The organism is Burkholderia sp. AU44665 (genome assembly GCF_030504405.1).
Classification (GTDB): domain Bacteria; phylum Pseudomonadota; class Gammaproteobacteria; order Burkholderiales; family Burkholderiaceae; genus Burkholderia; species Burkholderia semiarida.
In genome coordinates this window covers 19,585-33,162 of the sequence record NZ_JAUJRI010000009.1, presented here as the reverse complement: position 1 = coordinate 33,162, position 13,578 = coordinate 19,585, and the positions used below count along the sequence as shown (strand labels likewise).

Below are 13,578 nucleotides of genomic sequence, written 5' to 3'. Positions count from 1 at the left end.
GGAAAAATTTTAATTGATAGACTTGTGCAGAGCCCCATATCCGTCTACCTTTTGATCAAAATTCCTCCCAAAAGCCGCTACCTTTCCTGTCGGCACCGGCAAACCCGGCACAAGATTTGCCACGACGAAGGTAGCCATCCATGGGGGCAAATGAGCGGAATCGAGATCGTCGGGACGATTCGTGGTGCCCCGCAGCACCGCCGCTGTTTTCTCCCATAACTTGCTACCTTCATCGATTCCCATAGGAGGGTACCTGTCAGCATCCTCGATAGTCTTGCTGTTTGTCCCGAAGGTGGAAAACGCTCCCATAAATGGCAACCACTCCGTTTCCCCATAAAAGGTAACCTGTGTACGGTATCGGCCCTGTCTATGGGAAGGCTTCGTGGAACCTGCGGGCGCTAGACAGAGAATTGACTCCGAAGGGCTCCCATAAACGGGTACCTTCGCGATTCCCCATAACCGGCTACCCGAAGGAAATCGCCGTGCACATATCCGACTACCGGCCGAGAAAAGAACCCCATAAAAAGCTACCTTCATGTGTTCCCATAGACGGCTACCCAACGAGATGGACGGTCGATTTCCCATAACCGGATACGTTCGCCCCATATCCACAACCCTGATTCCCCACAACGCGGTACCCCAAACCCCAAATCCACAGACCTGAAACCCCAAACCCTTCCACCTGTGCTCCCATAAATGGGTACCGAACACGGCTCAAACCCTTGCCAGATAAGGCTGTGAGCCCTCTAAAAGTAGTTAAAGAAGTAAACGTGGTTTACCAAAGATGTAAACACACGTGTGCTTGCACAAAAAAACGAACCCCATAAACCGCTACCAATGGGAGCCGTCTGTGGGACGCGAGGCCCTTCAACCACTCGGTCCACGCCGCTCGGTCCCGTTCAAGGCGCCGTTTCTGGGAGGCTCCAGGCCTGACAATGCATTCCGAGGAGGTAAGCGCCCACTCACAAACCTCGAAACGTAGAAACTTATGGGAAGAAATCCCCGGATTCGGCAGAGAGGTTCCCGTTTATGGGACCCCGAAACCTGTCCCCTGGCAGCCCGCCATCTACGCTGGAGCGGCGGAACGGATGCCGTCACTTTTCCCCACAGCAGTTCGAAATCATCCTGCACCGCCACGCGAGTGGTTTTTTGTCCTCGTGCTGCCTCGTCCATGGACAAGTTTTTTGTCGCGCGCATGGGACGCCACTCGCCAAATTTAGCCCGTGGACTGTGCGGGAGGGACCGGCGCCGGACCGCTTTTCTTCCGTGCGCCCCGTCCGTTTTTCTACCTTTGGAGCCGGGCACCGTGCGGGACCCGTCACAGGCAGGGAAAGACTCGTGCCACGGCATGAACTCGGGCCCGGCGCCAAAATGCCGCGCACGGATTCCCCGTGCCTGGGACGATCTCGGCGGAATTCATCGAGAGCGCCCGGCGAATGTGAACACTTCATCGATGCCGAAGCTCACCGCAATCGAATTGGCCCACTGCTCCCGAACCTGCTCACCTTCCAAAGAACCTGGAATCCCGTAAAAGCTCACCGATCGGGCGGAGCACAGGTATAAGCAGGCTGTGCGGATCGCTGCTCCGTGCAGATAAGGAACCATTGATGGGAGCAATCAGAAACGATCGGCATCCATGCGCTGCGCCCGACGCGTCGACACGCACGGTCGCCCGAACGGACAAGTCTCCACCGCCATGCGCGCATTTACCCGACAAGCGCTGCTCGTTCATATCGGGTTCCCGTGCATTCCTGCAATCAGTCGGACCGACGTCTTCGCCGTTCACGCAACCCCACCTTTCCCGTCAGACCTGCCGATCGACGAAGCGTCTTACCTCCACAGGTACTTTCTGCATCACGATGCCGCGAAGCGTGCGGCACCCATTACCGCCCGCCACAACGACGCAATGTAGTCGTCTCGATCGCCCACGAACCGAATCGTGGTCGTTTATGGGAGAAACCGCCGCTCGAGCCGCATCACCCGCTGATGCGACGTACGGATCGACTGCTGTTGCGGTGATCGAGCAAGCACGACGATCTTCACGTCGCGCATGCGCGCATCGATATCACCACCGGTGAAACGGCCGTCGGCGCGTCGCGCCGTATCGCATACGACTTCTCCCGTCACCGACCGCGGAAACCGTGTTGTCTCCCATACGTGTATCCCGATTCCGTCGTCACGTTCGCGCCACATTTTTTGCGACACGGTTATGATGCACAGGTCCTGATCGCGACATGACGATCGATCAGGGCGGGGGCGGTATCTCGATGGTCTTTCAAACCGTGATAGTTATCAAAAAAGAGAGTTCAGCGATGCGAATCCAGATCAGAAAACTCACGTTGGCTGCTACTGCAGCCGCTTTCCTGTTCGGCTCGGCGGTTCCTGCGTTTGCGCAGACCGATGCCGCCAGCGCGCCGGCTGCACAGGACGCGAAGGCAGCGAAGAGCGAAGCGCGCAAGGCAGCCAGGGCCAAACGCAAAGCCGAGCGCAAGGCCGCGCGTGCGAAGAACAACGCCGAACTGAAGAAACTCGAAGACGCCGGCTACAAGCCGGCGGCCAATGATCCGAACTATCCGCAGAACCTGCAGAACGCGGAGAAGAAGGCCGCAGGTGCGGCAAGCCAGTAAGCGTCGTTCGGCGGCAAGCCGCGGTTCGATCCGCGGCTTGCCGCGTGCATCGCGATCACGCGATGCGTGAAGGCAAGAACGTTCGGCAGGTTTATTCCATTTAATTCGGAATCCTGTATGTCGTGACGATGCACGCCCCGCGGGCGGGTGCGATCAATCCTGCCCGTCCGACGCAGTCGCGCTTCCCGCCACCTTCAGCCAGTCCTTGAACGCGCGTACGGCGTCGTCATCCGATCGCGCGGACGCCACATACGTGAAGTAGCGCCACGGCGGCAGCGCAGGTTCGCTGAACGGCTGCACGAGCCGGCCTTCGGCGATGTCGTCGGCGACGAGCGCGATCGGTCCCATCGCGACGCCGAGCCCGTCGAGCGCGCCTTGCAACGTCAGGTAGAAATGCTCGAGCGTGAGCGAGTGCCGCGGGACGAGATTCGGATGCCCGGCGGCCGCGAACCATTCCGGCCACATGCCCGGATAGGTCGCCGCGTGCAGCAGCGTGAAGCCGGCGAGATCGGCGGGCGTATCCAGCGACCGGCCCTCCAGCAGCTTCGGTGCACACACCGGCAGCCGGACTTCGGACAGGAATTCCTCCGCGACGTATCCGTCGACGGCCTGCGGGCCGCCGCGAACGATCAGGTCGACCTTGTCGCGCAACTTTTCGATCGGCTCGTTCGACGTCGACAGCCGCACCTCGATGGCCGGATGCGCGACCTGGAACGACGACAGCTTCGGGACGAGCCAGCGCAGCGAGAACGTCGCAGGCGCGCTGACGCGCAACACGCGCTGCTGCGCGTGGCCGAAATGCTGCGCGGTGGCGAGCGCGATCCGGTCGAACGATGCACCGACCTCGGCGAGGTACGCGCGTCCGGACGCAGTCAGTTCGACGCGCCGGTTGTGGCGTTCGAACAGCGGCCGCCCGAGCCACGCTTCAAGTTGCTGCACGTGCCGGCTGATCGCGCCGTGCGTCACGCACAGCTCGTCGGCAGCCTGGGTGAAGCTGCCGAGCCGCGCGGCGGCCTCGAACGCGCGCAGCGAATTCAACGGAGGGAGTCGTCGGGCCATTGCATCGTTTCGTGTGAGATTTACTCACACGATGGTTCAGGTTTAATCGTTTGATCGTGTGATCCTGCTCCGTCAATATGGCACACAAACGGCCGATTCGGCCGAACGAGTGTCTGAATTTCTCACATGGAGTGCGGAGCATGCCGAACGTGGTGGTCGTGGGCGCCCAATGGGGTGACGAAGGCAAGGGGCGCGTCGTGGACTGGCTGGCGGCACAGGCCGATCTCGTCGCGCGCTACAACGGCGGCCACAACGCGGGGCACACGCTCGTCGTCGACGGCAACACGTACAAGCTCGCGCTGCTGCCGAGCGGTATCGTGCGCGGCAAGCGCGGCGTGATCGGCAACGGCGTGGCGCTCGACCCCGAAGCGCTGCTCGCGGAAATCGGGCGGATGGCCGCGCTCGGGCTGCCGGTGACGCCGGAGAACCTGTCGATCGCGGAGAACGCGACGCTGGTGCTGCCGATTCACCGTGCGATCGACCAGGCGCAGGAGCGGCTGCGCCGCGAACCCATCGGCACCACGCTGCGCGGAATCGGGCCGGCCTACGAGGACAAGGTCGGGCGTCGCGGGCTGCGCGTCGGCGATCTCGCGGAACCGCACGGGCTCGCCGCCAGGCTCGACGTGCTGGTCGATCATCACAACGCGTGGTTCCGCGGCCTGGGGCTCGACGAGTACGATCGCGACGCGATGCTGGCGACACTCGTTGCGCTCGCACCGAAGATCTTGCCGTTCGTGCGTCCGGTCTGGGCCGACCTCAACGACGCGACTGACCGCGGCGAGCGCATTCTGTTCGAGGGTTCGCAGGCCGTGATGCTGGACATCGACTGGGGCACGTATCCGTTCGTGACGTCGTCGGGCACCGTGGCGTCGGCCGCGGCGGCCGGCACCGGGCTCGGTGCGGCGAAGCTGGGCCACGTGGTGGGTGTCACGAAGGCGTACGCGACGCGGGTCGGCGGCGGCCCGTTCCTCACCGAGCTGACCGACGCCACCGGCGAAACGCTGCGCGCGCGTGGACAGGAGTTCGGCGTCAACACGGGCCGGCCGCGCCGCTGCGGATGGCTCGACGCCGCGCAACTGCGCCAGGCCGTCAGGATTTCGGGCGTCGATTCGCTGGCGCTCACCAAGCTCGACGTGCTCGACGGTTTCGAATCGATCGAGCTGTGCGTCGGTTACGAATTCGACGGCGCGCGCGTCGACCATCTGCCCGCGAGCCTCGATGCGCAGTCGCGCGCGAAGCCGCTCTACGAACGGTTCGAAGGCTGGCAAGGCTCCGTGAAGGGTGTGCGCGAGCGTGCGGCGCTGCCGCGGGCCGCGCGGGATTTCATCGCGCGCATCGAGGCCGTGGCGGGTGCGCCGGTGTCGATGATCACGACCGGCGCGGAGCGCGACGACACGATCGTGTTGCGCAATCCGTTCGATGCGGCGGGCGCTGCGTAACGCGCGAGATGCGAACGGCGCGAATCGAGCGGCTGGCGGCATGACGGTTTGCAGGTCGTTCTTGCCGGTCGATGCCGTTGGCCCGTCGGTACGTCCGATACGCGTGTATGCACGGTCCCGATGCCGCCCGGCGAGCCGCCCGGCAGCACGATTCGGCAGCCGGATCACGCCGCCTACGACGAACTGGACACGCCTGCAACGCTGCTGTACTGTTCCGCACAATTCGCGCCTGACCGGCGTGTGCCGGCGCCGTCGGCACCGTGGCTGCACGGCGGTGCGACGTGACAATCCCCGGGAACAGGTCGATGGACACGTTACAGATGATGCGCATTTTCGTCCGGGTCGCGGAGGAGGGCAGCTTCACGAGCGCGGCCCAGCGTCTGGACATCACGACGGCCTACGCGTCGCGCTCGGTCGCGCAACTCGAAACGCATCTACGCACGCGCCTGCTCAACCGCAGCACGCGCCGCATCGCGCTGACCGACGCCGGGCAGCGCTATCTCGACCGCTGCCAGCGCATCCTCGGCTATATCGACGAAGCGGAAGCCGAGGCGGCCGATGCACAGGCGAAGCCGTCCGGACGACTGCGCGTTCATGCGACGACGAGTTTCGGCCAGTCCTACGTGGTGCCTGCGGTCGTGCGCTACCGCGAGCGCTATCCGTCCGTCGCGGTCGAGCTGACGCTGTCGCAGCACGTGCCCGACATCATCGACGAAGGCTACGACGTGTCGCTGCAGTTGAGCACGACGGAGCTACCCGATTCCGGGCTGGTATCGCAGCGGCTCGGCGACGTGGGCAGCGTGCTGTGCGCGTCGCCTGCCTACCTGAAGGCGCGCGGCACGCCGCGCACGGTCAGCGATCTCGCCGGGCATGCGTGCCTGCGGCTCGTCACGCCGCTCTTTCCGCGCGACCGCTGGCATCTCGACGGCCCGAACGGCCGCGAAACGTTCGAGCTGCCGGTGCCGGATTTCGAAGTGAATATCGCCGATGCGCTCGGCGCCGCGCTGCGCGCGGGGCTCGGGATCGGCTCGCTGCCGATGTCCGCGGCGCTGCCCGCGCTCGCGAGCGGCGCACTGGTGCGCGTGCTGCCCCACTACCGGCTGCAGAAGCTGACGGTCTACACGCTGTATGCGTCGCGTCAGTATCTCGATGCGAAGATCCGCACGTTCGTCGATTTCCTGCGGGAATGCGTGCCGGAGATGCTGGCCGCCGACGAGGCTGCATCGAATGCGTGCTGCGCATCCCGTCATGCCTGATTCGCGTGAGGGCGCAGCCGCCCGACGATCGAGCAGGTGACGAAGCGCCGCCTCGCACGCGATATCCATTCACGGTATGACGCGCGACAGCGGCACCGCTTCGCCGCGGAGCCTCGCGACGTCGCGGCCTGGCGCGTCGCCGAACAGCCGTGCGTATTCGCGACTGAACTGCGACGCGCTCACGTAGCCGACACTTCGGCACGCCTGCCGCGCGTCCATTGCCGCGAGGCACATCAGATGGCGCGCTTCCTGCAGCCGCAGCACCTTCTGGCATTGCAACGGGCTCATCGACGTGACCGCACGAAAGTGATGGTGGAAGGTCGACGGGCTCATCCCCACCTGCCGCGCGAGCGAGTCGACCGCCATCGGGTCGAGGTAATGGTCGCGAATCCAGGCGACGGCGCGCGAGATGCGCTGGGTGGTCGAACTGGCGTCGCCGATCTGCGCGACGCGCGCGCCCGACGGGCCGCGCAGCAGCCGGATCAGGATTTCGTCGACGATCAGCGGCGCGAGCAGATCGACGTCGTCCGGTTGCGCGATCAGGTGCATCAGCCGGGCGACGGCGTCGACGATTTCCGGCGTCGCGTCGTGCGTCGCGAGTGCCCGGCAGTCGACGGCTTTCGGCAGCCCGCGCGGAAACACGCGCGGCGTGAGCGCCGCGATGCGATGCGGATCGAGTGCGAGCTGCACGTAAAGGAACGGCTCGGCCGGATTCGCGCGCGTCACGCGTCCGGTCACGGGCAGGTCGGCGGTTGCGACCAGCATCCGCGATGCGTCGATCGTGTAGATATCGTCGCCGACCCGCATCGACTTCGCGCCTTGCCCGACGATGCTCAGGCACGCGTGGTGCACGCCGTGGCTCCACTGCGCCGGCGGCGCGCAAGCACGCGCGATGCGCATGCCGCGCAGCGGGAGGTCGAACATGCCGTCGTGCGGCGCGTACGCGGCGATCAGCGCCGCCAGCCGGGCCGCAGGCGACCGGGCTGGCGACCAACCATCATGATCCGGCGGCGTGCGCGGTTGCGGTGGCGTTCGGGCGTCGATTTCCATGTTGCATGAGCGGTTGACGGAGTGGGCGATGCGATGCGCGGCTGCCGTCCCCTGTCGAGGTGCTGGCACGGCGATCAATCGTACTGTGAAGTTGCGTGCGCGGGATTGCCTAAACCTGTCCGAAATTAGCCCGATCATCCGGACCTGCATGCTCGACGGATGCGTCACGCGCCGTTGCACGGTGTGCGGCGCACAAATTCGGAAATTAAGGCAAAACAATCGCAGGATCGGGCAAGCCATTTCCCGGCGGTTTCCCTACCATTGCACCTGCTGAAGAAATGCGATTCAGCGTGCCCGGATGGCGCGGGCAATACCGTGCGCGTGATGCGCGGTCGCCGCCGGCCTTGTCGCGTGCGTCGCCGCGGCGAATCGCCGGGAAAGGCTCAGGACTGCTATTGAATGATCGTGCATCGGGCTTGCCGAGGCCGGTTTGCGTCCGTTGCAAGCCGGACCGCGTCTGTCGCGCACGGGCCGACCGATCCGGATGAGCCGGCGTCGGGGCCGCCGCATTGGCCGGTTCGATGCGGGCCGGCGCGCGGCGCGGCATCGGGTGCAGGGATACGGGCAGTCGTGCGCGCAGGGGAATCCGGAGAAATGGACCAACTTCAATCGATTCGGGCATTCGTGACGGTGGCAAGGGAAGGCGGGTTTCGCCGGGCGGCGACGCGCTTGCGCGTGTCGACGGCGATGGCGAGCCGGCTCGTCGAAGCGCTCGAGACGCGCCTCGGCGCGCGCTTGCTTCAACGCAGCACGAGCCATCAGTCGCTGACCGAAATCGGCGAGCTGTATCTCGCGCGCGTCGAGCGGATCCTCGGTGCGATCGACGAGATCGACGGCCGTTTCGTCGCGATGGGCAGCAAGCCGGAAGGCGTATTGCGCGTGGCCGCACCGGTTGCGTTCGGGCTCAGCCAGTTGAGCGCGTTGCTCGATCGTTTCGTGCACCGGTTTCCGGACGTGCGGCCGACCGTGACGCTGACCGATGCCCATGTCGACCTGACTGCCGAGGACATCGACGTCGCGTTCCTGACGGATGGCATGCCGGTGTCCGGCGCGCATGCGTTGCATACGCTGGCTGCGTACGAATCCGTGCGCGTCGCGGCGCCGGCTTACGTCGCCGCGCACGGCGGCGCGGCTGCGTCGGGCGACTGGCCGGACATCGCGGCCGTGCGGCTGGAGCGGGCGGCGGCCGACGACGACCGCGCGGCCGGGATTCGATCCGGCGTAGCACCCGGCAATACGGGCGTCGGCCATCTCGAGATGGTGCGACGACTCGCCGTCGCCGGCATGGGCGCGGCGGTGCTGCCCGCGTATCTCGTCGATGCCGATCTGGCGGCCGGCACGCTGGTGCGCGTGGCCCCGGTCCACCCGCTCGCGCCCGTCACGCTGAAGCTCGCGCATGCGCGTGCCGCGCGTCTGCCGGCTGCCGCGCGCGCGTTCATCGAATTCGCCGGCGCCGCATTTCGACCCGCGCGCTAGCGGTCTGGCCGAATCCATGGCAACGCGATCCCGCCGGAGGCGCGGGCTCGCCGTTCTTTTTCGGAAGCAGTTCGGCACACGAACGCTCCGCAGGGTGCAACGCACACCCGCAACACGCGTCCGCATCCGCGGCGGGCAGGAAGCTACAGGTCCGCCGCGCGTCAGGGCCATGAGGAGATCTGATGATTCCCATTGAAGGTCGTCTAATTGTGAGAGGTCGCTCCATGCGCGTCGAACGGGTTCCATACCGCTTAATCACTGTCGCGGCAGCCGCGGTTTTCCTGGCTGCCTGCGGAAAAAAAGAATCGGCACCGCCGCCGCAAACGCCGGAAGTCGGCGTCGTCACCGTCCAGCCGCAAGCCGTACCGGTCTTCACCGACCTGCCGGGCCGCACCAGCGCATTCCTCGTCGCGCAAGTGCGGGCGCGGGTCGACGGCATCGTGCTGCGCCGTGAATTCACCGAAGGCACCGACGTCAAGGCCGGTCAGCGCCTCTACAAGATCGATCCGGCGCCGTACATCGCGGCGCTGAACAGCGCGAAGGCGACGCTCGCGAAGGCGCAGGCGAACCTCGTCACGCAGAACGCGCTGGTCGCGCGCTACAAGGTGCTGGTCGCCGCGAACGCGGTCAGCAAGCAGGACTACGACAACGCGGTGGCCACGCAAGGCCAGGCGGCGGCGGACGTCGCGGCCGGCAAGGCGGCGGTCGACACCGCGCAGATCAACCTCGGCTATACGGATGTCGTGTCGCCGATCAGCGGCCGCGTCGGCATCTCGCAGGTCACGCCGGGCGCCTACGTGCAGGCGAGCCAGGCGACGCTGATGTCGACGGTGCAGCAGCTCGATCCGGTGTACGTCGACCTCACGCAGTCGAGCCTCGAAGGGCTGAAGCTGCGCCAGGACGTGCAGAGCGGCCGCCTGAAGACGAGCGGCCCGGGCGCGGCGAAGGTGTCGCTGATCCTGGAGGACGGCAAGACCTACTCGGAGCCGGGCAAGCTGCAGTTCTCGGACGTGACGGTCGACCAGACCACCGGCTCGGTGACGATCCGCGCGGTGTTCCCGAACCCGGGCCGCGTGCTGCTGCCGGGGATGTTCGTGCGCGCACGCATCGAGGAAGGCGTGAACGAGAACGCGTTCCTGGTGCCGCAGATCGGCGTCACGCATGACCAGAAGGGGCAGGCGATCGCACTCGTCGTGACCGCGGCCAACAAGGTGGAGCCGCGTCCGTTGACGACGACCGGCACGTACGGCCAGAACTGGATCGTGGAAGGCGGTCTGCAGGCGGGCGATCACGTGATCGTGCAGGGCGTCGACAAGGTGCGCCCGGGCGCGACCGTGAAGACCGTCGCCGCGCAGCTCGCCCCGGCGCCGGACGCCGCATCCGCCACATCGGCAGGCGCCGCGCCGGCGACTACCGCGGCCAGCGCCGCAGCGAGCTCGACCGCCGCGTCGAGCGCGCAATAACAGGGAGTCCGTTTCATGGCCAAGTTCTTTATCGATCGCCCGATCTTCGCGTGGGTGATCGCGATCGTGCTGATGCTGGCCGGCGTCGCATCGATCTTCAAGATGCCGATTGCGCAGTATCCGACGATCGCACCGCCGACGATCCAGATCCAGGCGAACTACCCGGGCGCTTCCGCGAAGACGGTGGAAGACACGGTGACGCAGGTGATCGAGCAGCAGATGAGCGGGCTCGACAACTTCCTGTACATGTCGTCGACGAGCGACGATTCGGGCAACGCGACGATCACGCTGACCTTCTCGCCGGGCACGAACCCGGACGTCGCGCAGGTTCAGGTGCAGAACAAGCTGTCGCTCGCGACGCCGAACCTGCCCCAGGTCGTGCAGCAGCTCGGCATGCAGGTCACGAAATCCAGCAGCAACTGGCTGATGTGGTTCGCGTTCAACTCCGAGGACGGCCGGATGTCGAAGGAGGATCTGACGAACTACGTGGCGTCGCACGTGCTCGACCCGCTGAGCCGCGTGAACGGCGTCGGCCAGACGCTGCTGCTCGGTTCGCAGTTCTCGATGCGGATCTGGCTCGACCCCGTCAAGCTGACCAACTACAGCCTCACGCCGACCGACGTGACGGCCGCGATCACGCAGCAGAACGTGCAGATCGCGGGCGGCCAGATCGGCGGCACGCCGGCGAAGCCGGGCACCGTGCTGCAGGCGACGATCACCGAATCGACGCTGCTGCGCACGCCCGAGCAGTTCGGCAACATCCTGCTGAAGGTCAACCAGGACGGCTCGCAGGTTCGCCTGAAGGACGTCGGCCGCGCGGCGCTGGGTTCGGAAAACTACACGTTCGACACGAAGTACATGGGACAGCCGACGGCCGGCCTCGGTATCCAGCTCGCGACCGGCGCGAATGCGCTGGCGACCGCGAACGCGCTGCGGGCCAAGATCGACGAGCTGTCGAAGTACTTCCCGCATGGTCTCGTCGTGCACTACCCGTACGACACGACGCCGTTCGTGCGCCTGTCGATCGAGGAAGTGGTCAAGACGCTGATCGAGGGCATCGTGCTCGTGTTCCTCGTGATGTACCTGTTCCTGCAGAACCTGCGGGCGACGATCATCCCGACGATCGCGGTGCCCGTCGTGCTGCTCGGCACGTTCGCGATCATGGGTATCGTCGGCTTTTCGATCAACACGCTGTCGATGTTCGGCCTCGTGCTCGCGATCGGCCTGCTGGTCGACGATGCGATCGTGGTGGTCGAGAACGTCGAGCGGGTGATGGCCGAGGAGGGGCTGTCGCCGAAGGAGGCGACCCGCAAGGCGATGGGGCAGATCACCGGCGCACTCGTCGGCGTGGCGCTCGTGCTGTCGGCGGTGTTCGTGCCGGTCGCTTTCTCCGGGGGCTCGGTCGGCGCGATCTATCGTCAGTTCTCGCTGACGATCGTGTCGGCGATGGTGCTGTCGGTGCTGGTCGCGTTGATTCTCACGCCGGCGCTGTGCGCGACGATCCTGAAGCCGATCGAGAAGGGGCATCACGAAGAGAAGAAGGGTTTCTTCGGCTGGTTCAACCGGACTTTCGATCGCAGCCGGGATCGCTACACGAGCGGCGTGAACCACGTGATTCGGCGCTCGGGCCGCTGGCTCGTGATCTACCTCGCCGTGTTCCTCGCGGTCGGCGTGATGTTCGCGCGCCTGCCGAAGTCGTTCCTGCCCGATGAAGACCAGGGCTACATGTTCATGATCGTGCAGACGCCGTCCGGCTCCACGCAGGAAACGACCGGCAGGACGCTCGACAACATCAACACGTACCTGACCACCGCGGAGAAGGATGTGGTCGACTCGGTGTTCACGGTCAACGGCTTCAGCTTCGCGGGCCGCGGCCAGAACGCCGGCCTCGTGTTCGTGAAGCTGAAACCGTACGAGCAGCGCCAGCGTTCGGACCGGAAGGTGCAGGCGCTGATCGGCCGGACCTTCGCGCACTATTCGACGTACAAGGACGCAATGGTGATTCCGTTCAACCCGCCGTCGATTCCCGAACTCGGTACCGCTGCCGGTTTCGACTTCGAGCTGACGGACAACGCCGGCCTCGGTCACGAAGCGTTGATGGCCGCGCGCGGCCAGTTGCTCGGGATGGCCGCGAAGGATCCGGCGTTGGCGCTGGTGCGCCCGAACGGCCTGAACGATACGCCGCAGTACAAGGTTGACATCGATCGCGAGAAGGCGAACGCGCTCGGCGTGACGGCCGCGGCGATCGACCAGACGTTCTCGATCGCATGGGCGTCGCAGTACGTGAACAACTTCCTCGATACCGACGGCCGGATCAAGAAGGTGTACGTACAATCGGACGCGCCGTTCCGGATGACGCCGGAGGACATGAACATCTGGTACGTGCGCAACAGCTCGGGCGGGATGGTGCCGTTCAGCGCGTTCTCGAGCGGCCACTGGATCTACGGGTCGCCGAAGCTCGAGCGTTACAACGGCGTGTCGTCGATCGAGATCCAGGGGCAGGCCGCGCAAGGCAAGTCGACCGGCCAGGCGATGGCCGCGATGGAAGCGCTCGCGAGCAAGCTGCCGGAAGGCATCGGCTATTCGTGGACGGGGCTGTCGTTCCAGGAAATCCAGTCGGGCTCGCAGGCGCCGATCCTGTATGCGATCTCGATCCTCGTCGTGTTCCTGTGTCTCGCGGCGCTGTATGAAAGCTGGTCGATTCCGTTCTCGGTGATCATGGTCGTGCCGCTCGGCGTGGTCGGCGCGCTGCTCGCGACGATGCTGCGCGGCCTCGAGAACGACGTGTTCTTCCAGGTCGGCCTGCTGACGACGGTAGGCCTGTCCGCGAAGAACGCGATCCTGATCGTCGAGTTCGCGCGCGAGCTGCAGGCGGGCGGGAACATGGGGCCGGTGCGCGCGGCGATCGAGGCGGCGCGCCTGCGGCTGCGTCCGATCCTGATGACGTCGCTCGCGTTCATGCTGGGCGTGCTGCCGCTCGCGATCAGCAACGGCGCGGGTTCGGCGAGCCAGCACGCGATCGGCACGGGCGTGATCGGCGGGATGATCACGGCGACGTTCCTCGCCATTTTCATGATCCCGATGTTCTTCGTGCGGGTTCGCGCGATCTTCAGCGGCGAGACGGAGAATGTCGACGACGCATGGCGTCTCGTACAGGGCGACCTGCAGCACGGTCACGACGACGCACACGAATCGAAGGGGCAGTAAC

General features: G+C 65.5%; 9 protein-coding genes. 6 read left to right on the top strand and 3 right to left on the bottom strand.

Features of this window, described 5'->3' with window-relative positions; translation table 11 throughout:
• Window positions 1-9: 9 nt before the first annotated feature.
• The gene (locus QZM15_RS19530) at window positions 10-243 is read right to left on the bottom strand and encodes a hypothetical protein (protein ID WP_144029779.1); all 234 of its coding nucleotides are present in this window, start codon (window positions 241-243) and stop codon (window positions 10-12) included.
• Window positions 244-2,312: 2,069 nt separating this feature from the next.
• Here QZM15_RS19530 and QZM15_RS19525 point away from each other — a divergent pair.
• Window positions 2,313-2,627 carry a hypothetical protein gene (locus QZM15_RS19525; RefSeq protein ID WP_059579550.1) on the top strand — a complete coding sequence of 105 codons (315 nt, stop codon included), beginning with the start codon at window positions 2,313-2,315 and terminating at the stop codon, window positions 2,625-2,627.
• 153 nt (window positions 2,628-2,780) lie between these two features.
• On the opposite strand, the gene gcvA is transcribed toward QZM15_RS19525, so the two are convergent.
• Window positions 2,781-3,686 (bottom strand): transcriptional regulator GcvA, encoded by a 906-nt coding sequence (gcvA, locus tag QZM15_RS19520; protein ID WP_302107083.1) that lies wholly within the window; start codon window positions 3,684-3,686, stop codon window positions 2,781-2,783.
• A gap of 140 nt (window positions 3,687-3,826) precedes the next feature.
• On the opposite strand from gcvA, the gene QZM15_RS19515 reads away from it, so the two are divergent.
• Both QZM15_RS19515 and QZM15_RS19510 read left to right on the top strand, forming a co-directional pair.
• Window positions 3,827-5,125, top strand: coding sequence for an adenylosuccinate synthase (locus QZM15_RS19515; RefSeq protein ID WP_302107082.1), 1,299 nt, complete (start codon window positions 3,827-3,829; stop codon window positions 5,123-5,125).
• A gap of 305 nt (window positions 5,126-5,430) precedes the next feature.
• Complete coding sequence (locus QZM15_RS19510; protein WP_302107081.1) at window positions 5,431-6,381, top strand: LysR family transcriptional regulator; 951 nt, start codon at window positions 5,431-5,433, stop codon at window positions 6,379-6,381.
• Window positions 6,382-6,450: 69 nt separating this feature from the next.
• Here QZM15_RS19510 and QZM15_RS19505 read toward each other — a convergent pair whose 3' ends face one another.
• On the bottom strand, window positions 6,451-7,431 hold the full coding sequence (locus QZM15_RS19505; RefSeq protein WP_302107153.1) for an AraC family transcriptional regulator: 981 nt from the start codon (window positions 7,429-7,431) through the stop codon (window positions 6,451-6,453).
• Window positions 7,432-8,025: 594 nt separating this feature from the next.
• Between QZM15_RS19505 and QZM15_RS19500 the strand changes: the two genes are divergently transcribed.
• The 3 genes from QZM15_RS19500 (at window position 8,026) to QZM15_RS19490 (ending at window position 13,577) form a co-directional block, all read left to right on the top strand.
• The gene (locus tag QZM15_RS19500) at window positions 8,026-8,907 is read left to right on the top strand and encodes a LysR family transcriptional regulator (RefSeq protein ID WP_059579561.1); all 882 of its coding nucleotides are present in this window, start codon (window positions 8,026-8,028) and stop codon (window positions 8,905-8,907) included.
• A gap of 224 nt (window positions 8,908-9,131) precedes the next feature.
• Window positions 9,132-10,370 carry an efflux RND transporter periplasmic adaptor subunit gene (locus tag QZM15_RS19495; RefSeq protein WP_302107080.1) on the top strand — a complete coding sequence of 413 codons (1,239 nt, stop codon included), beginning with the start codon at window positions 9,132-9,134 and terminating at the stop codon, window positions 10,368-10,370.
• Window positions 10,371-10,385: 15 nt separating this feature from the next.
• On the top strand, window positions 10,386-13,577 hold the full coding sequence (locus QZM15_RS19490; protein ID WP_059579568.1) for an efflux RND transporter permease subunit: 3,192 nt from the start codon (window positions 10,386-10,388) through the stop codon (window positions 13,575-13,577).
• Window position 13,578 lies beyond the last annotated feature (1 nt).

Coding starts and splice junctions, on each gene's coding strand:
- QZM15_RS19530 (WP_144029779.1), bottom strand. CDS start 243: ATGGGAATCGATGAAGGTAGCAAGTTATGGGAGAAAACAGCGGCGGTG.
- QZM15_RS19525 (WP_059579550.1), top strand. CDS start 2,313: ATGCGAATCCAGATCAGAAAACTCACGTTGGCTGCTACTGCAGCCGCT.
- gcvA (WP_302107083.1), bottom strand. CDS start 3,686: ATGGCCCGACGACTCCCTCCGTTGAATTCGCTGCGCGCGTTCGAGGCC.
- QZM15_RS19515 (WP_302107082.1), top strand. CDS start 3,827: ATGCCGAACGTGGTGGTCGTGGGCGCCCAATGGGGTGACGAAGGCAAG.
- QZM15_RS19510 (WP_302107081.1), top strand. CDS start 5,431: ATGGACACGTTACAGATGATGCGCATTTTCGTCCGGGTCGCGGAGGAG.
- QZM15_RS19505 (WP_302107153.1), bottom strand. CDS start 7,431: ATGGAAATCGACGCCCGAACGCCACCGCAACCGCGCACGCCGCCGGAT.
- QZM15_RS19500 (WP_059579561.1), top strand. CDS start 8,026: ATGGACCAACTTCAATCGATTCGGGCATTCGTGACGGTGGCAAGGGAA.
- QZM15_RS19495 (WP_302107080.1), top strand. CDS start 9,132: ATGCGCGTCGAACGGGTTCCATACCGCTTAATCACTGTCGCGGCAGCC.
- QZM15_RS19490 (WP_059579568.1), top strand. CDS start 10,386: ATGGCCAAGTTCTTTATCGATCGCCCGATCTTCGCGTGGGTGATCGCG.